20 protein-coding genes and 1 pseudogene are annotated in these 21,265 nt (G+C 70.1%); 12 read left to right on the forward strand and 9 right to left on the reverse strand.

Going from position 1 to position 21,265, the window contains the following annotated elements:
• The first annotated feature begins 75 nt into the window (after positions 1-75).
• Positions 76-780: a TetR/AcrR family transcriptional regulator gene (locus VMD91_17355; protein HTW85841.1), complete on the forward strand. Its 705-nt coding sequence runs from the start codon at positions 76-78 to the stop codon at positions 778-780.
• Here VMD91_17355 and VMD91_17360 read toward each other — a convergent pair.
• Entirely contained in the window at positions 701-1,603 is a 903-nt protein-coding gene (locus VMD91_17360) for a polysaccharide deacetylase family protein (GenBank protein ID HTW85842.1), read from the reverse strand. The genes VMD91_17355 and VMD91_17360 overlap by 80 nt on opposite strands.
• The gene (locus VMD91_17365) at positions 1,600-2,625 is read right to left on the reverse strand and encodes an amidohydrolase family protein (GenBank protein HTW85843.1); all 1,026 of its coding nucleotides are present in this window, start codon (positions 2,623-2,625) and stop codon (positions 1,600-1,602) included. The genes VMD91_17360 and VMD91_17365 overlap by 4 nt, the downstream gene beginning before the upstream one ends.
• A gap of 165 nt (positions 2,626-2,790) precedes the next feature.
• On the opposite strand from VMD91_17365, the gene VMD91_17370 reads away from it, so the two are divergent.
• From VMD91_17370 to VMD91_17380, 3 genes are read left to right on the forward strand one after another with little or no spacing between them, the layout of a single operon-like run.
• Entirely contained in the window at positions 2,791-3,252 is a 462-nt protein-coding gene (locus VMD91_17370; GenBank protein ID HTW85844.1) for a flavin reductase family protein, read from the forward strand.
• Positions 3,249-4,991: a CocE/NonD family hydrolase gene (locus VMD91_17375; protein ID HTW85845.1), complete on the forward strand. Its 1,743-nt coding sequence runs from the start codon at positions 3,249-3,251 to the stop codon at positions 4,989-4,991. The genes VMD91_17370 and VMD91_17375 overlap by 4 nt, the downstream gene beginning before the upstream one ends.
• Positions 4,988-6,454, forward strand: coding sequence for an aldehyde dehydrogenase (locus tag VMD91_17380; protein HTW85846.1), 1,467 nt, complete (start codon positions 4,988-4,990; stop codon positions 6,452-6,454). The genes VMD91_17375 and VMD91_17380 overlap by 4 nt, the downstream gene beginning before the upstream one ends.
• Before the next feature lie 78 nt (positions 6,455-6,532).
• Here the strand turns inward: VMD91_17380 and VMD91_17385 are convergent, their stop codons facing one another.
• Both VMD91_17385 and VMD91_17390 read right to left on the reverse strand, forming a co-directional pair.
• Entirely contained in the window at positions 6,533-7,171 is a 639-nt protein-coding gene (locus VMD91_17385; GenBank protein ID HTW85847.1) for a DJ-1/PfpI family protein, read from the reverse strand.
• Positions 7,172-7,173: 2 nt separating this feature from the next.
• Positions 7,174-9,558 carry a multicopper oxidase domain-containing protein gene (locus tag VMD91_17390; protein ID HTW85848.1) on the reverse strand — a complete coding sequence of 795 codons (2,385 nt, stop codon included), beginning with the start codon at positions 9,556-9,558 and terminating at the stop codon, positions 7,174-7,176.
• Positions 9,559-9,671: 113 nt separating this feature from the next.
• Here VMD91_17390 and VMD91_17395 point away from each other — a divergent pair, with 113 nt between their 5' ends.
• Positions 9,672-10,043: a glyoxalase superfamily protein gene (locus tag VMD91_17395; GenBank protein HTW85849.1), complete on the forward strand. Its 372-nt coding sequence runs from the start codon at positions 9,672-9,674 to the stop codon at positions 10,041-10,043.
• Between the two features lie 37 nt (positions 10,044-10,080).
• Positions 10,081-10,266: a hypothetical protein gene (locus VMD91_17400; protein ID HTW85850.1), complete on the forward strand. Its 186-nt coding sequence runs from the start codon at positions 10,081-10,083 to the stop codon at positions 10,264-10,266.
• Here the strand turns inward: VMD91_17400 and VMD91_17405 are convergent.
• From VMD91_17405 to VMD91_17415, 3 genes are read right to left on the reverse strand one after another with little or no spacing between them, the layout of a single operon-like run.
• Positions 10,263-11,066: an ABC-2 family transporter protein gene (locus VMD91_17405; protein ID HTW85851.1), complete on the reverse strand. Its 804-nt coding sequence runs from the start codon at positions 11,064-11,066 to the stop codon at positions 10,263-10,265. The two genes, VMD91_17400 and VMD91_17405, sit on opposite strands and share 4 nt — an antisense overlap.
• Entirely contained in the window at positions 11,063-12,076 is a 1,014-nt protein-coding gene (locus VMD91_17410) for an ATP-binding cassette domain-containing protein (protein ID HTW85852.1), read from the reverse strand. The genes VMD91_17405 and VMD91_17410 overlap by 4 nt, the downstream gene beginning before the upstream one ends.
• Complete coding sequence (locus VMD91_17415; GenBank protein HTW85853.1) at positions 12,076-13,767, reverse strand: mechanosensitive ion channel family protein; 1,692 nt, start codon at positions 13,765-13,767, stop codon at positions 12,076-12,078. The genes VMD91_17410 and VMD91_17415 overlap by 1 nt, the downstream gene beginning before the upstream one ends.
• Before the next feature lie 201 nt (positions 13,768-13,968).
• Here VMD91_17415 and VMD91_17420 point away from each other — a divergent pair.
• The 5 genes and pseudogenes from VMD91_17420 (at position 13,969) to VMD91_17440 (ending at position 19,105) form a co-directional block, all read left to right on the forward strand.
• Positions 13,969-14,565: pseudogene (locus tag VMD91_17420) on the forward strand (DUF2339 domain-containing protein).
• A 58-nt stretch (positions 14,566-14,623) separates the two neighbouring features.
• A complete protein-coding gene (locus VMD91_17425; GenBank protein ID HTW85854.1) occupies positions 14,624-15,127 on the forward strand; it encodes a DUF2339 domain-containing protein in 504 nt (167 codons plus the stop codon).
• Between the two features lie 74 nt (positions 15,128-15,201).
• A complete protein-coding gene (locus VMD91_17430; protein HTW85855.1) occupies positions 15,202-17,067 on the forward strand; it encodes a KUP/HAK/KT family potassium transporter in 1,866 nt (621 codons plus the stop codon).
• A gap of 79 nt (positions 17,068-17,146) precedes the next feature.
• Complete coding sequence (locus tag VMD91_17435; GenBank protein HTW85856.1) at positions 17,147-17,458, forward strand: hypothetical protein; 312 nt, start codon at positions 17,147-17,149, stop codon at positions 17,456-17,458.
• Positions 17,459-17,500: 42 nt separating this feature from the next.
• Positions 17,501-19,105 carry a Na+/H+ antiporter gene (locus VMD91_17440; protein HTW85857.1) on the forward strand — a complete coding sequence of 535 codons (1,605 nt, stop codon included), beginning with the start codon at positions 17,501-17,503 and terminating at the stop codon, positions 19,103-19,105.
• Here the strand turns inward: VMD91_17440 and VMD91_17445 are convergent.
• Together VMD91_17445 and VMD91_17450 are read right to left on the reverse strand one after the other, a co-directional pair.
• Positions 19,097-19,705, reverse strand: a complete 609-nt coding sequence (locus VMD91_17445) for a response regulator transcription factor (protein HTW85858.1) — start codon at positions 19,703-19,705, stop codon at positions 19,097-19,099. The genes VMD91_17440 and VMD91_17445 overlap by 9 nt on opposite strands.
• Positions 19,702-20,850 (reverse strand): histidine kinase, encoded by a 1,149-nt coding sequence (locus tag VMD91_17450; GenBank protein HTW85859.1) that lies wholly within the window; start codon positions 20,848-20,850, stop codon positions 19,702-19,704. The genes VMD91_17445 and VMD91_17450 overlap by 4 nt, the downstream gene beginning before the upstream one ends.
• Positions 20,851-21,040: 190 nt before the next feature.
• Between VMD91_17450 and VMD91_17455 the strand changes: the two genes are divergently transcribed.
• The coding region (locus VMD91_17455; GenBank protein HTW85860.1) for a hypothetical protein at positions 21,041-21,265 on the forward strand (225 nt) is incomplete at its 3' end.

Here is a 21,265-nt window from a genome sequence, read left to right on the forward strand (position 1 = left end):
CGAAAATTCCCTCCGGCCGGGGAGGTGCGGCGAGCGACCCGGGAGCCCGCCAATTTATCACCGTAGTACGCCCGAATGGCACCAGCCGCCAAGGCCGAGCGCAAACGGCTGCCGCGCGACGAGCGCGAGCGGCTGATCGCCCGCGAGGCGGTGCTGTTCTTCTGCGAGGTCGGCTTCGACGGCCAGACCCGCGAGCTGGCCAAGCGCATCGGGATCACCCAGCCGCTGCTGTACCGCTACTTCCCGAGCAAGAGCGCGCTGATCGAGCGCGTCTACCAAGAGGTCTACCTCAACCGCTGGAACCCGCACTGGGAAGAGATCCTCGATGACCGCTCGCGGCCGTTGCGCGAACGCATCGTCGCCTTCTATCAGGATTACGCCAAGGCGATCCTGGCGTACGAGTGGATCCGGATCTGGATGTTCTCCGGCCTCAAGGGGATGGACCTCAACGCGCGCTACCTGACCATCCTGCGCGACCGCATCTACGCGCGCGTGATCCGGGAGATCCGCCACGACCACCACTTGCCCTCACCCGACGAGGTGCCGATCGGCGAGATGGAGTTCGAGCTGGTGTGGGCGCTGCACGCCAGCATCTTCTACATCGGGATCCGCAAGTGGATCTACGGTCTGCCGATCCCGGAGAACGTCGACGCGGTGGTGACGGGGCTGGCCGTCGCGTTCCTCGACGGCGCGCCCGACGTCATTGCCTCGCTGGTGCGGGCGCGGCAGCCGACGCCGCGCGGTACCAGTCCGCGATCTCGCTCGCGCGCAGCGCGATGACGCCGGCGTGGTCGCGCGCGCGCGAGAGCAGCTCGTCGAGGTAGTCGATGCGATGCGGCACGCCGATGATCCACGGGTGCAGCGAGACCGACATGATCTTGGCCTGCGCGGCGCTCTCGCGGTAGAGCCGATCGAAGTGGCGTGAGCCGCGTTCGAGGAGCGTGTCGTCGGGCCGTTTCTCCAAGCCGTACATGACGATGTCGTTCATGTCGATCGGATACGGGACGGCCAGCAGCGAGCCGCGCGCGACGGTCAGCTCGTAGGGCAGGTCGTCGGCCGGACCCCAGTCGCAGCAGTACGTCAACCCTTCGTCGGCGAGGATGTCGCAGGTCTCCATCGTCTCGACCAGGCCGGGACCGAGCCAGCCGCGCGGGCGCGTGCCGCTCGCCGCTTCGAGCCGGTCGAGCGCGCCGCGCACGACGGCGCGCTCGTCGCCCACCACCGACATCGCCTTCTGCTGCAAGCCGTGGCCCATCATCTCCCAGCCCTCGGCGACGGCGGCCGCGACGATCTCGGGGTACGCGTCGCACACGCTGGCGTTGATGCTCAGCGTCGCGCGCACGCCGTGCGAGCGCAGCACATCGAACACCCGCCAGATGCCGACCCGCATCCCGTACTCGAACCAGGCGAAGTTGGGGACGTCGGGGACCGGCTCGACGCCGCCCGGCGCGGTCAGCGTTTGGCGCGGCAGCTTCGCGTCGTACGCCCACGCCTCGACGTTGACGATGACGTGCAGCGCCAACCGCGCGCCGTCGGGGAGCTGCAAGCGCGGACGCTGCGGCGCGGGCACGTAGGGCGCGCGGCCGTGGACGCGGTCGCTCATCGCGCCGATTCCTGCAGATCGTGCGCGCGCGAGAGGAAGCCGCGCGCGTTGCCGCCGAGGATCGCCTCGCGCTGCGTGTCGTCCAAGCCCGGCAACGCGGCGATCAGCCCGCGCGGGTCGTCGATGCCCATGTCGAACGGGCGATCGGTGCCGACGACGACCTGGCTCGCGCCGACCCGCTCGACCAGCGTGCCGAGCAACGCCGTGTCGTGCGTGATGGTGTCGAAGAAGAGCTGGCGCAGATAGCTGCTCGGCGGGCGCGGGATGGTCTTCGTCTCGGGTCGCACGCGGTACCCGTGATCGAGCCGGCCCGCGATCCACGGCAGCGTCCCGCCGGCGTGGGCGAGGATGAAGTGCAGCGTCGGGAAGCGCTCGAAGACGCCCGCGTAGATCAAGCGCGCCGCGATCAGCCCGGTCTCCGACGGGTTCCCGAACAGGTTGAAGAGATAATACGGCTTCGCGCGTTCGCCGCCCAGCTCGTGGTGCGGGTGCATGAAGACGGGCACGTCGAGCTCGCAACAGGCGGCCCAGAAGACGTCCAGCGCGGGGTCGTCGAGCGGTGCGCCCGCGACGCTCGAGCCGATCTCGACGCCCCAGAATCCCAACTCTCGAACGGCCCGGCGCAACTCGGTGACGGCGTCGGCGGGCGACTGCAGCGGCACGGTCGCGAAGCCGGCCAGCTGATGCGGCGCCCGCGCGATCGTGGCGGCCAGCGCGTCGTTCCCGTCGCGGCAAATCGCGATGCCCAGCTCGGCGGGCGCGCGGTAGGCGAAGTAGAACGGCGGCAGGCACACGATCTGCCGGTCGATGCCCTGCTGCTTCGCCAGCGCGACCCGCGCGTCGAGATCGTACTGCAGCGGGAAGTAGGGCAGACGCGAGCGTTCGACGCTGTAGTCGCACACCAAGCGCGCCAGCTCGAGCACGCCCTCGTCCTTGCGGGCGTCGATCAAGCCGCGCGCGGTCAGTGCCGCGACGAACGCGTCAGGAAGGAAATGGGCGTGGCAATCGATGCAGATCGACATGGGCCTCCCTCTTGGGCTGGCCGGCGCGGGCCGCCCCCTTGACAGCGGCGACCCCCAGTGATTTTATCAAAAGATAAATAACCCTACGGCGGAGAGGGGGCGATCGCGACGGCACACGATCAGGCGACGGCCTTCGACGGGCGCGACCTGCGGCGAGCCTTCGGGATCTTCGCCACCGGGGTCACCATCATCACCACGCGCGACGCCGACGGCCAGCTCTACGGCTTGACGGCCAGCTCGTTCAACTCGGTCTCGCTCGAGCCGCCGCTGGTGCTGTGGAGCTTGGCGCGCGGCGCCGGCAGCTACCCGGCGTTCCGCGACGCGACGCACTTCGGCGTGAGCGTGCTGGGCGGCGAGCACCGCGCGCTCTCGCACCGCTTCGCGACGCCGCACCCCGACAAGTTCGCCGGCATCGAGTACACGCTGGGGCGCTTCGGCGTCCCGTTGCTGGCCGGCGCGGCGGCGCACTTCGAGTGCCGCATCGAGCAGCGCTACGAGGGCGGCGATCACGTCATCGTCCTGGGCCGCGTCGAAGCCTACGATTACGTCGACAAGCCGACGCTGCTCTTCTGGCGCGGCAAGTACCATACTGCGCACGAGCTACCCGACGAGGGCGAGGAGTCGTGATCGCGGCGCAGACGAGTGACGTCCGCGACGGGATGCGCATCGATTGGAACGTTCCGATCCCGATGGATGACGGCGTCGTGCTGCGCGCCGACGTCTTCCGGCCGCTCGACGAGCGGCCGGCGCCGGCGATCCTGAGCTACGGTCCGTACGCGAAAGGACTGGCGTTCCAAGACGGCTATCCGAGCGCGTGGAACCGGATGGCGGAGCAGCATCCCGACGTCACCGCCGGGTCGTCGAACCGCTACCAGAATTGGGAGGTCGTCGACCCCGAGAGGTGGGTCCCCGACGGCTACGTCTGCGTGCGCGTCGACTCGCGCGGCGCGGGCTGTTCGCCGGGCCATCTCGATCCGTGGTCCCCGCGCGAGACGCTCGACCTCGAGGCGTGCATCGCGTGGGCCGCGGCGCAGCCGTGGTGCGACGGCGCCGTCGGGCTCAACGGCATCTCGTACTACGCGATGAACCAGTGGACGGTGGCCGCGCGGCAGCCGCCGGCGCTGCGCGCGATCTGCGCGTGGGAGGGCGCGGCCGACTTCTACCGCGACGTCACCCATCACGGCGGGATCCTGTGCACGTTCGCCGCCAACTGGTACGACATGCAGGTGAAGACCGTGCAACACGGTGCGCACGGGGCGCGCAGCCGCGTCACCGGTCAGCCCGTGTGCGGTGAGGACGAGCTCGACGAGGAGCGGCTGTTGGAGAATCGCGTCGATTTCGGCGCCGACATCCGCGCGCACGCGCTCGACGACGACTACCACCGCTCACGTTCGCCCGACTGGTCGCGCGTGCGCGTCCCGCTGCTCTCGAGCGCGAACTGGGGCGGTCAGGGACTGCACCCGCGCGGCAACTTCGAGGCCTTCACCCGGGCGGCGTCGCCGGAGAAGTTCCTCGAGGTGCACGGGATCGAGCACTGGACGGAGTTCTACACCGCCTACGGCGTCGCGCTGCAGAAGCGCTTCTTCGCGCGCTACCTCAAGGGCGATCGCGCGGCCTGGGCCGGCCAGCCGCGCGTGCAGCTGCAGGTGCGCCACCTCGACCGCTTCATGCCGCGCGCCGAAGCGGAGTGGCCGCTGGCGCGCACGCGCTGGACGCGCGCCTTCCTCGATCTCGACGACCGCGCGCTGGTCGACGCGGCGCCGGGCCGCGCCGCGAGCGCGGCGTTCGAGGCGCTGGGCGAGGGCATCACCTTCGTGGCGCCGCCGCTGGCGCGCGAGACCGAGCTGACCGGGCCGCTGGCCGCGACGCTGTACGTCTCCTCGTCGACCAGCGACGCCGACCTGTTCGTGGTGCTGCGGGCGTTCTCACCGGACGACGACGAGGTCGTGTTCCAGGGCGCGATCGATCCGCACACGCCGCTGGCACAAGGTTGGCTGCGCGTCTCGCACCGCGCGCTCGATGCGGCGCTCTCGACGCCCGAGCGCCCGTACCATTCGCATGTCGCGCCGCAGCCGCTCCTCCCGAGCGAGATCGTCGAGGTGCAGGTCGAGCTGTGGCCGACCTCGATCGTGCTGCCGGCCGGGTACCGGTTGGCGCTGACCGTGCGCGGCAAGGACTACGAGTATCCCGGGCCCAGCGGCGGGCGGCTGTCGAACTTCAAGAACGAATTGCGCGGCTGCGGGCCGTTCTTGCACGACGATCCGCTCGATCGGCCGGCGAACGTCTTCGGCGGGACGACGACGCTGCACGCCGACGCCCGGCGCGCGCCGTTCGTGCTGTTGCCGGTGATCCCGGAGGAACGATGAGCGAGCTGGCCGAGGCCACCACCACCCGCGCGTTCGAGGTGCGCAATCCCGCCGACGGGACGCTGGTGGCGAACGTTGCCGCCGGCGGTGCCGCGGAGATCACCGCGGCGGTCGACGCGGCGGAGCGCGCCTTCACCGACGGCCGGTGGAGCGGCTTGCCGGTCCGCGAGCGCTTCCGTATCCTGACCGCGTTCGCCGACGCGATCGAGGCCGCGCTGCCCGAGCTGGCACGACTGGAGACGACCTGCACCGGTCGCCCGTTGCGCGAGATGCGCGCCCAGCTCGGGCGGCTGCCGGAGTTCTACCGCTACTTCGCCGCGGTCGCGCGCAGTGCCGAGGACACCGTCCCGCCGTTCGAGGGACCGTACCTCAACGTGGTGCGCCGCGTGCCGCTCGGCGTCGTCGGCCTGCTGACGCCGTGGAACCATCCGTTGCTGATCCTCACCAAGAAGCTCGCGCCGGCGTTGGCGGCCGGCAACACCGTCGTCTGCAAGCCCTCGGAGCTCACGCCGCTCACCACCCTCGAGCTGGCGCGCATCGCGCTGGCGGCCGGCGTCCCGCCGGGCGTGTTCAACGTCGTCACCGGGCTCGGTCCCGAAGCCGGCGCGGCGCTGGCCGGCGAACGGCGGTTGGCGAAGCTCGATCTCACCGGCGGCACCGAGACCGGTCGCGCGGTGGCGCGCATCGCCGGCGAGAACCTGGTGCGCTGCAACGCCGAGCTGGGCGGCAAAGCGCCGGTCATCGTGCTGCCCGACGCCGACCTCGACGTCGCGGCGGCGGGCGCGACGTTCGCCGCGTTCATCGCCAGCGGCCAGACCTGCATCGCCGGCGCGCGCGTCCTGGTGCACGAAGGCCAAGTCGAGGCGCTGCTCGAGCGCATGGTCGCGCGCGCGACGAAGCTCCGGCTCGGCGACCCGCTCGACCAGCGCACGCAAGTCGGGCCGCTCGTCTCCGAACGGCAACGCGCGCGCACCGAAGAGTACGTCGCCATCGGCGTTGCCGAAGGCGCGCGTATCGCCGCGGGTGGGAAGCGTCCCGACGATCCCGCGCTCGCACGCGGGTACTACTACGAGCCAACGATCTTGGCGGACGTACGGCCGCGCATGCGCGTCGCACAAGACGAGATCTTCGGGCCGGTCACGGTCGTCATCACCTACCGTGACCTCGACGACGCGGTGCACATCGCGAACGACGTGCAGTTCGGCCTGGGCGCGTCGATCTGGAGCGCGGACACCGCCGCGGCGCTGCGCTTGTCCGAGCGCCTCGACTGCGGCACGATCTGGATCAACGACCACCACCGCATCGATCCCGCGCTGCCGTGGGGCGGCATGAAGGACAGCGGCCTGGGCCGCGAAGCGGGCCTGGAAGGCTGGCGCGAGTACACGCAAACCAAGAGCGTCGTCGTCAACCTCGAACGGCCCGTCGACTGGTACGCGACCGACGAGTTCGTCCGGCTGAGCTGAGGCGGCGCGCCTAGCGGCGGCGGTCGGAGAGGGTCGTCGCGCGGTAGGGGAAGTCGACGAAGCCGCGCACGTCGGCGATCAGCTGCGGATCGTTCGGCCAGCGTGTTTCGACCAGGTAGAGCGCTTCGTCGATCCCCGCGGTGACGCCGCCGCACGACACGATCCCCTTGTCCTCGACGACGCGCGCGGTCCAGTGGTCCAGTCGGGATTCACGACCTCGACGCCGCACGCCGCCAGGTCGTTCACCAGGCCCGGATGGGTCGTCATCAGACGTCCTTGCGCCACGCCGGCGCCGACCAGGGCGAACGCGCCGGTGCAGACCGAGACGACCAGCGCGCCGCGCTCGAACTGGCGCCCGATCGGCGTGGTGAAGGCGGTGTTGTCTTTCTGCTGCATGACGCCGGTGCCGGGCTCGGTGTTGCCGCCGGCGACGATCAAGACGTCCGGCAGCGTCGTGCCGTCCCACGGCTGCACGCCGAGCGTCATCCCGTGGATTCCGGTGACGACGAATTGCGGCCCGGTCGGGCCGTGCAGCTCGACCGCACCGGCGCCGTCGACGGCGACGATCCGCAGATCGATCGTCGGGGCCGGCGGAGTACGTTGGCTCAGGTACCGGTTCGCGGTTTGCAAGACGGCGTACGGACCGACGACGTCGAGCTCGTCGCACTGCGCGTATGCGAGGAAGAAGATCGACGCCGGCGGCTCGTGCGCGCGCACCCTCAGGGTTGTCTCTTCAAGGGCGTGCCGTGCATCGGCATGTCCATGTGGCCGGGCGGCGGCGGATGGAGGCGGTCCTTCACGACCTCGACGTTCGCCATCATGCCGGCATCTTCGTGGTCCAGGATGTGACAGTGCAGCACGAACTCGCCGGTGTAGCGGGCGTAGTGCGTGCGCAGCGTGACGTCGTAGCCGTCCTCGATGAAGAGCGTGTCGCGGAAGACGTGGTAGAGACTGCAGTACTGGTCGGCCAGGTGGTGCGCGTCCGCGACCACCAGCGGCGTGCACTGCCCGGTCTGCGGATCGAAGATCGACTTCTTGAGCGTCGTCCCGTTCTTGAGGTGAAAGACGCGCTGGATGTCCATGATCTCGAACGGGTTGATGTGGATGTGGAAGATGTGCGGTTCGGCTTGCGGCGTCTCTTGGATCGCCACGTCCCAGTCGTCGGTCGTGCCGAGCTGGCGAATCAAGGCGGGCTGCACGCTGTCGGGCTGATAGGCGATGCCGTTGACGCCGAAGCCGTTGGGCTGGATGACCGGACCTTGGCTGTTGAAGTCGATCCCGAAGTAGGCGGTCGGCTTGGGCAGCAGCTGCGGATGCGGCGGCGCGAGCGCGACGAACGGCGCGAACGGCGTGAGGTTGCCGAGCCGAACGCCGGCGCGCACCGCCGGCGGCAGGTCGGGGTTGGCGGCCGCGATCGCGTTGAGGATGTAGGTTGCGGGGTCGCCGGTGACCGGATGGCCGCCGGCGACGTGAACGTAGGCGAGCAGCTGCGGGATCGAGGGACCGTTCCCGCCGTTCCCCGACGTCGCTCCCGTCTTCGGGTTGACGATGACGCGTTCGCCGGGCGGTGCGGCCTGGTCGAGCAGACAGTAGTCGCCCGCGCTGGGGAACGCCACGAGGATGTCGCTGCGATAGCCCGGCTGCAGGTAGTTCGAGGCCACCGGACCGACGACTTGCGAGATGCCCGGCGCGCGCAGCTTGATCGTGTTGACGTGCGTGCGGGTCAGGCCGTCGTCGGCGATCTCGACCTGCGGCACGACGGCGGACGGGGTCGCGCGGCAGACCTGCTCGACGATCGCGGCTTGCTGCACGCGCGTCTTGCCGGCGAGCGCGTTCAGCAACGACGCCCGCGGGGCGCCGCCGTTGGCCGTCAGGGCCGGCGACATGCGCAGCACCTGCACGTTGATCGTGTCGTGGACGCCGGCGTGGACGAAGCGCCAGCGCTGGATCGCGCCCGCCGCGACGGTGATCGTCGGCTGCACGATGCCGTTGATGCTGGTGAACCGGCCGTTGGTGTCCCAGATCGTCGCCGAGAAGAGCTGGGAGTTGAAGTTCTCGACGACGCCCTTGGTGATGCGCCCGGGCTGCTGCGAGGTGTAGCTGCACGACCACGGCGCGTTGGCCGAGGGCGGCGGCGAGGACGATTGCGTGTCGGCCGTCGTGTAGAGCCCTTGCGTGGTGATCAGGTTGTCGTACGGGCCGGTGGGTGCCGGCGTCGTTCCGGGCGCCGGCGGCGGCGTCGCGGCCGGTTGCCAGAAGCAGCCGTAGGCGATCTGCTGCAGCTCGAAGACGGTGTCGGGGAACGGCACGTGCTGCGCGTCGTGCAGGATCGTGTCGACGTCGACGATGCCGCCGTTTTGCGCGCGGTGCGCCCAGTCGCGGTCGCCGCGCACGATCAGGACGCCCGCGTCGGCGCTCGACACGCCGACGGCGGTCGAGCCGTGCATGTGGGCGTGGTACCAGAACGTCCCGGCCGGATGATCGGCGGGCAGCGCGATCTCGACCGGATACGGCGCCTTGCGCGGCGGCATCGAGCGCAGCACGTTGTCGCTGATCCCCGAGGGCGAGACGTGCAGCCCGTGCGTGTGGAGATTGGTCGTGTTGAAGCAGCCCACGCCGACCGGCAGGAGCAGATACGGCGCCGGCGTCGCGCCGCACGTCGGATCGTCGGCCGAGAGCTCGTTGTGGACCGCGACGTGGAGCGTGTCGCCGGGCCGCACGGTGAGCAGCGGCGAGGTCAGGCAGCCGCTGTACGTGCGCAGCTCGAGGTCGTCGGTCGACTGCGTGGTCGGGTTGTTGATCCGCGCCGCGACGCGTTCGAGCGGCAAGTCGACGTAGACGTCGTGGCCGCCGGGCGCGATGCGCTCGGGCCCCGGCTGACAGGCCGACACGACGTTGGCGGCGCCGAGCGTCGGCGGCGCGGCGCGTCCGTTGGGAAAGCGCGGGACCGATGCGAACGGCGGGCTCACGGCGGCCGCCGCCTGCGCCGGCGGCGTGCGCTGACCGGCGACCTGCACGAACGCGACGCCGGCGGCCAGCCCGGCGGTCCCGGCAAGGAGGAGGGCGCGGCGCGTCAGCGCGCGCGAAAAGAGCCGAAACAGCATGCCAACACCCGTTGCCTCTGAAGACGAGAGAAGCAGCCGTTCGCAGGCACCGTGGCGGAACCCTTGGTTGCTTCGAGCACGGCCGGGACGCTCGCGCGGCGAAAGGGCGCCGCATGGCGATCACGTTCGGCCGCGTCGTCCCCGTGCTGCGCATCTTCGATGAGGCGAAGGCGCGCGAGTTCTACCTCGGCTGGCTCGGCTTCACGGTCGACTTCGAGCACCGCTTCGACCCGGGCGCGCCACTCTACATGGGCGTCTCGCGCGGCGGATTCACCATCCACCTGAGCGAGCACCACGGCGATGGTTCGCCCGGCGCGCGGGTACGGATCGAGACGAGCGGCGTCGAGGAACTGCAGCGCGAGCTGATCGCCAAGGGCTACCGCTACGGGCGCCCGGGCGTCGTGCGCGAAGAGTGGGGCGAGCTCCGCGTCACCGCGCACGACCCGTTCGGCAACCAGCTGCACTTCGTCGAGCGCGTCGGCTGACGCGCCGAGCCACCGACGGAAAGAGAGATCGAGACGAATGGAACGAGACCGCGACGGCGTCCCTTTTCAGGACGATTTCACGGAAAACCGTGGTCCCAGCGGCGCCCAGCTCGACGACGACGCCCAAACCGAACGCCTGGATCCCGACGTCGACTCCCAAGCCGACGACGAGACGCTCAAAGAGAACGTCTTCGGCGTCGACGACCCGAAGCCGAAACGCTAGCCGCCTTGCACGACGACGCGCCGGCGGGCGGCGCGCCAGACGAACGCGGCGAGGACGGTGAACGCCAGCAGCCACGCGATCTGCGTGGCGAAGGCCGCCGCGTAGCCCGAGGGCGGGATCGTGCCCAGGTAGATCAGCAGCGGCGTCGAGTAGATCGCGGCGAACGGCAGCGCGAGCAGCGCCGTCTGCAAGAGGCCCGGGAAGAAGATGAGCGGCACGATTTGGCCGCTGAGCAAGTCGCTCGCCCAGCGCACCATCAGCTGCACGGCGAACGTCTCGAGCGTCCAGAAGGCGACGCAGTTCATCAAGAAGTTGAGCAGAAAGTTGACCAGGTAGCCGAGCAGGAAGCTCAGCGCGAACGCCGCCAGGACCGGCGGCGCCGGCACGTCGATGTGGACCAGTAAGAGCGAGACGGCCAACGCCGGGGCGATCAAGGTCGCGTGCAGCAGCGTCATCCCGACCCCGTCGCTGAAGAAGTAGAAGGGCAGGCTGATCGGCTTCATCAGGTCGGTCGCGATCTGGCCTTCGCGGATGTGGTCGCGGATCGCGCGCGTCCCGTCGATCTCCAGCACCAGCGACATCAGCAGCGCGATCGCGGTGTAGGTCAGGATGGCGTGCAGCGGGATGCCGGCCGGCGCGGCGTTCTGTGCGTAGAGTGCCACCCAGACCGTCTTCATCAAGTACAGTCGCACGATCAGCGCGCCGACGTTGGTGAAGACCTCCATCCGGTAGGTCGCCTCGCGCGAGAACGCCTTCCCGGCGAAGGCGACGTACGGCGCGAGGACCGCCGAGATCGTCATCGCGCCTGGTCCGCCGGCGGCGCCTCGCTGTAGCCTTCGAGGTAGATGCGCCGGATGATCGACTCCAGCTCCGGTTCCTCGATCGAGAGGTCGTGCACGCGGTAGTGCTCGGTGACGCGGCGGATCAGCACCTCGGCCGAGATCTCGCGGCGATCGAAGCGCAGGCGCACCAGGTCGCCCTCGCGCCCGTCGAGCGTCGCGCCCGCGACGTGGACGTCGGGCGCGTCCTCGCTCAGCTGCACCACCAGCGTGCGATGGTTGCCGTAGCGGTCGCGCAGCGTCTCGATCTCGCCGTCGTACACCAGCGTGCCGTGGTCGATCAGCACGATGCGCCGGCACAGCCGCTCGACGTCGGCCAGGTCGTGGGTGGTCAGGATGAAGGTCGTGCCACGTTCGCGGTTGACGCGTGCGACGAACTCGCGGATCGCCTCCTTGGCCACCACGTCCAGGCCGATGGTCGGCTCGTCGAGGAAGACCACCCGCGGGTCGTGCAGCATGGCGGCCGCGAAGTCGCCGCGCATCCGCTGCCCGAGCGAGAGCTGGCGCACGGGGGTGCGCAAGAACGGGCCCAGCTCGAGCAGCTCGGTGAACGCGGCCAGGTTCGTCGTATAGCGATCGGCCGGGATGCCGTAGATCGCACGCAGCAGCTCGAACGACTCGATCAGCGGCAAATCCCAATACAGCTGCGAGCGCTGGCCGAAGACGACGCCGATCGTGCGCGCGTTGCGCCGGCGGTGCGCGTAGGGGACGATGCCGTTGACCCGCACCTCGCCCGACGTCGGGACGAGGATCCCGGTCAGCATCTTGATCGTAGTCGACTTCCCGGCGCCGTTGGGGCCGATGTAGCCGACCAGCTCGCCGGCGTCGAGCGACATCGTCACGCCCTCGACCGCGACCTTGTCCTCGTAGTCCCGCGAGAACAGCGTGCGCAGCGCGCCGCCCACCCCGGGTCGGCGCACCAAGCTGCGAAAGACCTTGCGCAGGTCGCGGGTCTCGATGATGGGCGGCATCAGGGATAGTATTCGTCGGCGATCGCGACGCCGAAGCCGAGGTTGGCCTTGCGGAACTCCCGCACGACGCGGTCGTTCAGCTCGCGCCGGACCGCGAACTGGCGCAACGGCGCGGTGCGCAGCGCGGCCCGGATCGCGATCCAGTCCTTGGTCATGCTGTCGATTCCGATCCATTCGAGCGGCATGATCAGCGCGTCGCGCCACGCCGGGTCGGCCGCCATCGACTCGATCGCGGCGCGCACCGCCGCCATCGCGGCTTGCGGATCGGCGTCGGGCGCCGCCGAGACGACGTAGTCGACCCGCGACCAGTTGCGCGAGTGGTTGGAGACGGTCGTCACCGAGCTGTGCGGGATCGTGATCAAGTTGCCGCCGGCGTCGCGAATCTGCGCGATCCGCAAGGTCAGGTGCTCGACCAAGCCGCTCTGCGCGTTGATCGTCACGTAGTCGCCGACGACGTATTGGTCCTCGAACAGCACCAGAAAGCCGTTGACGATGTCGCGCACCAGGTTCTGCGCGGCCAGCGAGACGCCCAGCGCGGCGATGCCGCCGATCGTCACCACCGAGCCGATCGACAGCCCGACCTGGCTGAGCGAGGCCAGGGCGGCGATGAAGACGATCAAGATCGTCTTGAAGCCCGCGATCGCGTTGGCGACGGTCGGGATCCGCAAGGAGTGCCGCGCCCGTTCCTCCGAGGTCGCCTGATACCGCACGTGCCAGACCGACGCGGCACGCTGGATGACGACGTCGAGCAGCCGGTTCACCAGCGCGGCCACGATCCAGATCCCGGCCACGCCGAGCGCGCCCTGCCAGAGCCAGCGCGCCGTCGCCGTCGTCTGCGGGAAACGCGCCAGCGCCCACGTGACGCCGACGAACCACAGCAGCACCACCAGCCAGACCAGCACGTCGGCCACCGCGTTGTAGATGCGCATGCGCTGCTCGGGCGCGATGCGCCGCAGCGCGAACGCCAGCAGCCGCCGGCGGCTGTGGTGCACCGCCTCCTGCGCGGCGCCCGCGTCCGGCGTCGCCGTCGCCTCGCCGGCGGTCGCCGCGCGCTGCTCGAGCGTCTCGCGCAGCGCGCCGGAACGCCCGCGCAGCAGCGAGACGATCCAGCCCAGGATCAGCGTGAGCACCAGCAGGACGCCGGCGGCGATCGCGACGCGCTGCAGGTTCAGCCGCACCTGCGCGGGCTGCCGTTTGATCAGCGCCTTGACCAGCGCGCTCTGCAGCGTGTCCTGCCAGCTCTGCGCCAGCGCGTCGACGGTGGTCAGGTTGTACTGCGCGTCGGTGGTCGTGACGGTCATGATCGGAACGGCCTGATGGTGGCGCCCGTCGATCGCTTCGAGCACGTCCTCGTCGTTCTGCCGCACCGCCGAGACCTTGAAGGTCGCCGGGTCGTAGGCGGTCTCGGTTTCGTCGCCGACTTCGATCTGCGAGGTGATCTGCTGCAGGACGCTCTCGATGACGGTGACCCGCTCGGCGATCGAGCTGGTCGCGCTGCCGGTGGCGGCGATGCGAAACAGCACCGAACCGTCGAGCACGATCGGGGCGGTCGTATAGATCCCCGACTGCTGGATGTCGAACGGCGAGGTCGGCGCGGCCGAGGGGAGCGTGGGCAGCACCTGCGCGCCGGCCGGGGCGCTCGCCGCCAGGGCGAGCCCCAGGGCCAGCGCGAGGGCACGCAGGACGGGCATCGAGCGCCCCGTTCGGCACCGGGCGCGGCGATTCCGTAGAACTACGGACGGCCCCGAGCGCCGGCGCGCCTAGCATGGAGGAGACGCGCACGGCGTGTGCGCGGTCCAGAAGGAGACTCTTCCGTGCGACATCAGACTGACGATCCGGCCGGCGACGCCGCGCCCGATCGCTCCTGGAGCTTCGAGGTGATCGGTTCGCGTGTGCTGCTCGGCGTGGGGCTGATCTCGCTGCTGCTCGCAGCCGCGTACTTCGTCCAACTCTCGACCGTGCAATCGTGGTTGACGCCGCCGCTGCGCGTCGCGTTCGGGGTGCTCGCCGGTCTGGCGCTGCTCGTCGGCGGCACGGCGCGGCTGGGTTCGCGGCGCAACCTCGTCGCCGAAGGGCTCACCGGGTTGGGCGCCTCGATCCTCTATCTCTCGATCTGGGGCGCTTTCGGCCCCTTCCAGCTGATCCGCGAGCCGCTGGCGTTCGGCGCGATGGTGCTCGTCAGCGCCTCGCTGGCGTTCGTCGCGTGGCGCACGCGCCGCCAGAGCATCGCGCTGTTCGGACTCGCCGGCGCGATGCTCACGCCCGCGCTGTTGGCGGCCGGACCGCTGCCGCCGGCGCTGTTGGCGTTGTACTTGTGCGTCGTGTGCGGCGCGATGCTGGTCCTCGCCGTGCACCGCGACTACCTCGCCGTCGAAGCGGCGACGCTGGCCGGCGCGCTCGCCTACGCCGGCGCCCTGGCGCCGAATCCGGAGCTGCACTGGACCGCGAATCACGTCGCGATCGTCGCCGCGGTGCTGTTCGCCGAGTTCGCGAGCGCGCTGTTCCTCGCCGCTCGGTGCGGCCGGCACCTACGCCGTCGTGCACCTGGTGCGCGATTTGCCGGACGTCACGCACCCGTTCTTCAACGACGCGACCGGCGCGACGCTGGCGCTGCTGGCGGCGGCGGCGGTCGTCCTGCGCGATCAGCGCAGCTACGCGCCGCTGCTCCACCGGGACGAGCGTGACGCGTTCGGCTGGCTGTCGGTGGTCGCGGGGACGGCGCTTGCCCTCGCGACCACGGGCTGCGACCTGATCGCGCAGACCGCGCTGCCGAGCGGTGCCTGGACGCCGGCGACGCAGACCGCGTTGACGGTGCTGGGCGCGGTAGGGGCGAGCGCGCTCGTCGCGCTCGGCTTCCGTTATCGCTCGACCCGCACGCGCGTGACCGGCTTCGTCGTCTTCGGTCTCACGATCGCGAAGATGTACGCGTTCGACCTCGCCGCGCTGGGCAGTACCGAGCGGATCGTCTCGGCGCTCGTGCTCGGGACGCTGCTCGTCGTGGTCGCCGCTTGGTACCAGCCGGCAATGGTGCGGAGCAGGCGGGCCGCTTAACCGCCAGAGGAGTCCGATTTCCCCGCCGTGGCCTCGGCGGGGAAATCGCGGCTCGAACGGGGAGAAGGGCGACCGTGACCGCGCGCCGCTCCCGCACGCACCTGGCCCTCGTCCTCGCCGCGATCGGGGTCGTCTTCGGTGACATCGGGACGAGCCCGCTCTACACGCTCAAGGTGTGTCTGGATCTGGCCGGCACGCACGGCCCGCGGGCGATCATGGGGATCTGCTCGCTCTTGTGCTGGGCGCTGATCGTCGTCGTGTGCATCAAGTACGTGACCTTCATCATGAAGGTCGACCACGACGGCGAAGGCGGCATCCTCGCGCTGCTGGCGCGCGCGATCCCGCCCAGCCCGTACGGCGCGATCGTCAAGGCCGGCGCGCTGACGATCATCGTCGTGATCGGTGCCTCGATGCTGCTGGGCGACGGGCTAATCACGCCGGCGATCTCGGTCATCTCGGCCGTCGAAGGCCTCGAGGTCGCGAACCCCGCGTTCGCGCAGTGGGTGGTGCCGATCTCGCTGGTGGTGGTGGTCGGGCTGTTCGCGCTGCAAACCCGCGGCACCGAGAAGGTCGGCCGGCTGTTCGGTCCGGTGATGGTGCTGTGGTTCGTCACCATCGGCGTGCTCGGCGCGTGGGCGATCGTGCGCGCGCCGGTGATCGTCGGAGCACTCGATCCGCGGCTGGCGATCGAGTTTCTCGTCCGGCACGGCCTGGCGGGGTTCACGATCTTGGGCGGCGTCGTGCTGGCGGTGACCGGCGTCGAGGCACTCTACGCCGATCTCTCGCACTTCGGCCGCGGCCCCATCGTGCTGGGCTGGTACACGATCGTCTTTCCGGCCCTGATCCTGAACTACTTCGGCCAAGGCGCGAACCTGCTGGTCGATCCGGCGGCGCGCGAGAACCCGTTCTTCGCGTTGGCACCGTCCGCGCTGCTGTTGCCGATGGTGCTCCTCGCGACGGCGGCGACCGTGATCGCCTCGCAGGCGCTGATCTCGGGGACGTTCACGCTGGTCGAGCAGGGCATCGCGCTGCAGTTGGCGCCGCGCGTGCTGGTGCGCCACACGTCCTCGGAGTACAAGGGACAGGTCTTCGTTCCGTCCGTCAATCGCTGGCTCGCGATCGGCTGCGCGATCCTGATCGTCAGCTTCCGTTCCAGCGACCGCCTCGCCGCCGCCTACGGTCTGGCCGTGGCCTGCACGATGCTGTGCACCTCGCTCGCGTACTACGCCGTCATCACCCGCGTCTTGCACTGGAACCGCATCCTCTCGACGGTCCTGGTCGGGTGTTTCCTCGTCGTCGACGGCAGCCTGGTGCTGGCGTCGCTGCCGAAGTTTCTCGACGGCGGTTGGATCCCGCTGGCGATCAGCGCGGTGTTGGTGCTGGTGAGCACGACCTGGCTGCAAGGCCGGCGGCACCTGGCCAGCGCGCTCGCCGCGCAGCAAGTCTCGATCGACGACGTGCTCGAGAAGCTGCCGGCCGGGATGGGCGAGTCGGGGACGATGGTGTTCCTCACCCCCGATCCGCGGGGTGTCCCGTTCTTGGCGCGCCATCGCTGGATTCGCGACCGCGCGCAAGAGGAGCGCATCGTGGTCATGAACATCACGCGCGCGCCGACGCCGTACATGAGCGATCACGACCGCGTCACCGTCGAGCGCTTCTCGCTGCGCCTGGTGCGCGTGATCGCGCGCTTCGGCTACATGGAGGCGCCGCGCATCGATCCGATCCTCAAGTCGTGCGACGCGTTCGGGCTCGACCTCGACCGCGACGACACGTCGTTCTTCTACGCCGACCCGAAGATCGAGGCGGCGGAGAAGCACGGCTGGCCGGCGTGGCGTCGCGAACTGTTCGCGACCTTGCAACGCAACGCACGCCCGTTGCCCGACGATCTGCGCATCCGCGCCGAGCGGCGCATCGAGCTGGGCGTCACCGTCGCGATGTGATCCCCGTCGTCGCGATTTCTTGACGAGCCTGGCAATCCGCTGGGATACGGATCGCGCGCGAACGGGTACGTTTCCCGCCATGAAACTCGCACTCGTTCGCTCGTTCGTCCTGGCCGGCGCCGTCGCCGCGACGCTCACCGTGAGCGTTCCCCGTCCGGCCGCGGCCGACACCGGCTCGACCGCCGCGATCGCGGCGGCCGCCCTGATCGTCGGTGGGCTGATCTTCGACAGCAGCCGCAATCAGTATTACTACGTCAGCGGCGGCCACCGCCGCTACGTCGACAACAACACGGCCTCGTACTACCGCAACCACGGCGGTCGTTACCGCGACAACCACGGCAGCTGGCACGGGAACGGCTACCACGACCCCCGCGGCGGCTACCACCACTAGGGCTGCAACGCCGGGCCGTTGGGCGGCGTCCGTAAGGACGTGGTGCTCGGCGGCCTTCTGACCATCGTCTTGGCCGGCATCGTCGGACTGGCGCTGCTGGCCAAGATGATCCGCGTTCCGTACCCGGTCGTGTTCGTGCTGGGCGGCGTCGTGCTGGCGCTGATCCCCGGCGTCCCGACCATCACCCTCGACCCGAACCTGGTCTTCCTCTTGTTCTTGCCGCCGCTGATCTTCGGCGACGGCTGGACCAGCGACGCGCGGGCGTTGGTGCGCTTCCGGCGGCCGATCCTCTCGCTCTCGATCGGGCTGGTCATCTGCACCTCCGCGGTGGTGGCGTTCCTCGCCCATCAGCTGATCGGGCTGCCGCTCGCGGTCGGCTTCGTGCTGGGCGGCATCCTCTCGCCGACCGACGCCGTCGCCACCGACGCGATGACCGAGCACGCCGCGCTGCCCAAAGCGCTGATCGCGATCGTGGGCGGCGAGAGCCTGGTCAACGACGCCTCGGGGTTGGTGGTCTACCGCTTCGCGATCGCGGCGCTGGCGACCGGGACGTTCTCACTGCTGGCGGCGAGCGTGCAGTTCGTCTACGTCATCGTCGCCGGCATCGCGGTCGGGCTCGCCGGGGCGTGGCTGCTCGCGAAGCTGATGAAGCTCATCCGGCGCAAAGGGCTGGGCGACCCGATGATCTCGGTCTCGATCTCGCTGATCACGCCGTTCGCCGTCTACGTCCCGGCCGACGCGATCGGCGCCTCGGGCGTGCTGGCCTCGTTGGCGGCCGGGATCGCCCTCTCGCGCGTGCCGACGCTGTTCGATGCCGAATCGCGGCTGCAAGCGATCTCGGTCTGGCAGCTGCTGTTCTTCACCTTCAACGGCGCGGCGTTCGCGCTGATCGGTCTGCAGCTGCGCGAGATCGTGCACGGGCTGAGCCGCTACTCGGTCTGGACGCTGATCGGCTGGACGCTGGCGATCACGTTCACGCTGCTGCTCGTGCGTTTCATCTGGGGCTTCGTCGCCCTCTACCTGCCGTACCGGCTCTTCCCCGAGCAGCGCGAAGGGAAGTTCAGTTGGCCCGGACTGACGATCATCGCGTTCTCGGGACTGCGCGGGATCGTCTCGCTGGCGGCCGCGTTGGCGATTCCGACCAGCCTGGGGATCGTGCCGTTCCCCGACCGCGACCTGGTGCAGTTCCTGACCTTCGGCGTCATCCTCGTCACGTTGGTCGGCGGCGGTCTGCTCATGCCGCTGCTCGTCCGTACGCTCGGACCGCACCTGGAGGGCGACGGCGCGGAGGTGGAGCGTGCGACGGCGCTGGCGCGCGTCACCACCGCGCGAGCCGGGCGCGATCGTCTCAAAGCGCTCGAGTCGGGATTGAGCAGTCCGGCCGACTGGGAAGTCGCGGGCCGTCTCGAGGCCGAGTACGACCAGCGGCTGGCGCACTTCGGCGCGCACGCGGACGGCGCGGGGAGCGTCGGCGCGGACGGCAGCGATCACGCGACCGAGCAGCGGCTGCGCCGCGAAGCGTACGAGGCCGAGCGTGCCGCGCTGAGCGGACTGCGCCGCGCCGGGACGATCGGCGACGACGTCTACCGCGAGCTCGAGTGGGAGATCGATCTGGCCGAAGCCAGCCTCGGCGATCGGCTACAGTAAACCCATCTCGCGGGCGCGTGAGATCGCTTCGACGCGGTTGCGGGCGTCGAGCTTTTGCATGCACGTGCGCAGGTAGGCCTTGATCGTGTTGGGGCTCAAGTTCATCGCGTCGGCGATCTCGAGGTTGGTCTCGCCGGTCGCGACGCGTCGCAGCACGTCGTACTCGCGGCGCGCGATCGGCGAGCGCGCGTCACGGCGGTGCGAACCGCCGGCGCGTCGGCCGCCGTCGCCGTCGGGCCGCATGGCGCGTGCGATGCCCTCGACCAGATCCATGCGGGTCGCGTCCTTGGGCAGCACGCCGTCGGCGCCCGCTTCGAGCGCCGCGTCGACCGCCGGATGGTCGGGATAGGCGGTGAACAGCACGACCTTGGCCGCGGTCCGTTCGCGCAGCGCGCGGATCAGCTCGGGGGCCAGCATGTCGGGCAGCCGCAGATCGAGCAGGATCAGGTGCGGATCGGCGGCCACGACGATCGCCAGCGCCTCTTTGCCGGTCGCGGCATAGCCGGCCAGCGCGATCCCGCTGCAGCTCTGCGCCAGCATCTCGACGCCGTCGCGCACGACCGGATGGTCGTCGACGACCAGCACGCGCACGGTGCTCATGCCGGGACCCACGCGCGTAGGCTGACGCCGCCGTCGCCCTCGTCGTTGACCTGCAGGTGCCCGCCGTGCTCGGCCAGCGCCGTGCCGATCGCCTCGAGCCCGAAGCCGCGCGCGTGCTCCGCCGCCGGCTGCAGCCCGATCCCGTCGTCGGTCACCGTGACCGCGACGCCGGCGCGCAGCGCCGCGACGGTGACGACGACGTTGCTCGCGTGCGCGTGCTTTTCGATGTTGAGCAGCCCTTCTTTGGCGGCCGCCAGCAGCAGCTGCAAGCGCGATTTCTCCAGCGGCGGGAGGACGTCGAGCATGATCAGCTTGGCCGGCACGGCCGTGCGCTCGGAAAACGCGGCGCAGGCGGCTTCAATCGCGGCGCCGAGCGCCAGCTGCTCGGAGGGCGTGCGCAGCGCGCGCAGCGACTCGCGCAGCGTCACCGCCGCCTCGCTGGCTTGCCTTTCGATCGCCAGCAGCCGCTCGCGCAGCGCCTCGTCGACGACGGCGTCTTCGCTGGCGCTGCGCACGCCGGCGGTGATCGCGAAGAGCATCGCCCCGATCGTGTCGTGCAGGTCGAGCGCCATCCGCTGGCGCTCCTCGTGCATCGCGATCTCGGCGGCGTGGCGCGCGCGCTCGGCGACCAGCAGCGCGTCGGCGGTGCGGTCCGCGACGCGCTCGACGATCGCGGCCGCGCGGTTGCCGAACGTGCCGCGTTCGCGCAGGCCGCCCAGCAGCACGCCCACCCGCTGCTCGTTGCAGCTGATCGGCGCCGCGATCATGCGCTGAATGTCCTCGACCGCGACGTTGGCGTCGTAGTCGTGCGTGATCGCACCCGAGCCGAAGTAGTCGTCGACCCACTCGAGGGTGCCGAGCTGGTAGACCTTCCCGCCCAAGCCGCAGCCGCGCTGCAAGGTCAGCCCGACGAACTCGTCGGTGCGGTTGCCGCTGGTATACCGGATGCGGACGCTGTCTCGCCCGGTGCGGTCGCCGAACCAGGCGACGTGGAAGCCGTACTCGTTGGTGAGCAAACGAACGGTTTCGCGCAGGACTTTGTCGCGATCGACCAAGGCCAGGATCGCAGCCAGCTCGCGATCGAGCTCGCTGAGCTCGTCGGCGGCCAACTGGTAGCGGGAAAGCGCGCGCGAGAGACGGGCCAACGGCAATCCTCGTCGGGCGGTGATTGGGCGCCGTCGTTCGCGCGGCGCAAAGTACCTCCCTTCGGGTGTAGCATCGCGCGGCACTGATTTGCAATACTCGTCCCGGCAAGCCCTGATGGCACGCGCACCGGCGGAGACGCCGACCGGTGCGCGTGCCCGACCACGTCCCGAACCGACCGGAGGTAGACCCGTGACTCGACGCCGCGTTCTCGTGCGCTCGATCGGCGCTGCACTCGCCGCCGCGCTGCTCGCGCTCGGAGCTCGCCCGCCGGAACCGGCGAAGGCCGCCGGGAGCGACGTGACCGTGGGCGTGATCTACTCGAAGACCGGGTTCTTGGGCAGCTACGGCCAGCAGTACATGGACGGCTTCCAGGCCGGGCTGGATTACGCGACGCACGGCACCGGGATGGCCGCC

Origin of the sequence: Candidatus Sulfotelmatobacter sp., from assembly GCA_035504415.1 — a bacterium.
Classification (GTDB): Bacteria; Vulcanimicrobiota; Vulcanimicrobiia; order Vulcanimicrobiales; family Vulcanimicrobiaceae; genus Vulcanimicrobium.

What these genes read in the sequence shown, in the direction of transcription:
- VMD91_17355 (HTW85841.1), top strand. Translation starts at nt 76, where the DNA reads ATGGCACCAGCCGCCAAGGCCGAGCGCAAACGGCTGCCGCGCGACGAG.
- VMD91_17360 (HTW85842.1), bottom strand. Translation starts at nt 1,603, where the DNA reads ATGAGCGACCGCGTCCACGGCCGCGCGCCCTACGTGCCCGCGCCGCAG.
- VMD91_17365 (HTW85843.1), bottom strand. Translation starts at nt 2,625, where the DNA reads ATGTCGATCTGCATCGATTGCCACGCCCATTTCCTTCCTGACGCGTTC.
- VMD91_17380 (HTW85846.1), top strand. Translation starts at nt 4,988, where the DNA reads ATGAGCGAGCTGGCCGAGGCCACCACCACCCGCGCGTTCGAGGTGCGC.
- VMD91_17390 (HTW85848.1), bottom strand. Translation starts at nt 9,558, where the DNA reads ATGCTGTTTCGGCTCTTTTCGCGCGCGCTGACGCGCCGCGCCCTCCTC.
- VMD91_17395 (HTW85849.1), top strand. Translation starts at nt 9,672, where the DNA reads ATGGCGATCACGTTCGGCCGCGTCGTCCCCGTGCTGCGCATCTTCGAT.
- VMD91_17400 (HTW85850.1), top strand. Translation starts at nt 10,081, where the DNA reads ATGGAACGAGACCGCGACGGCGTCCCTTTTCAGGACGATTTCACGGAA.
- VMD91_17405 (HTW85851.1), bottom strand. Translation starts at nt 11,066, where the DNA reads ATGACGATCTCGGCGGTCCTCGCGCCGTACGTCGCCTTCGCCGGGAAG.
- VMD91_17410 (HTW85852.1), bottom strand. Translation starts at nt 12,076, where the DNA reads ATGCCGCCCATCATCGAGACCCGCGACCTGCGCAAGGTCTTTCGCAGC.
- VMD91_17415 (HTW85853.1), bottom strand. Translation starts at nt 13,767, where the DNA reads ATGCCCGTCCTGCGTGCCCTCGCGCTGGCCCTGGGGCTCGCCCTGGCG.
- VMD91_17435 (HTW85856.1), top strand. Translation starts at nt 17,147, where the DNA reads ATGAAACTCGCACTCGTTCGCTCGTTCGTCCTGGCCGGCGCCGTCGCC.
- VMD91_17445 (HTW85858.1), bottom strand. Translation starts at nt 19,705, where the DNA reads ATGAGCACCGTGCGCGTGCTGGTCGTCGACGACCATCCGGTCGTGCGC.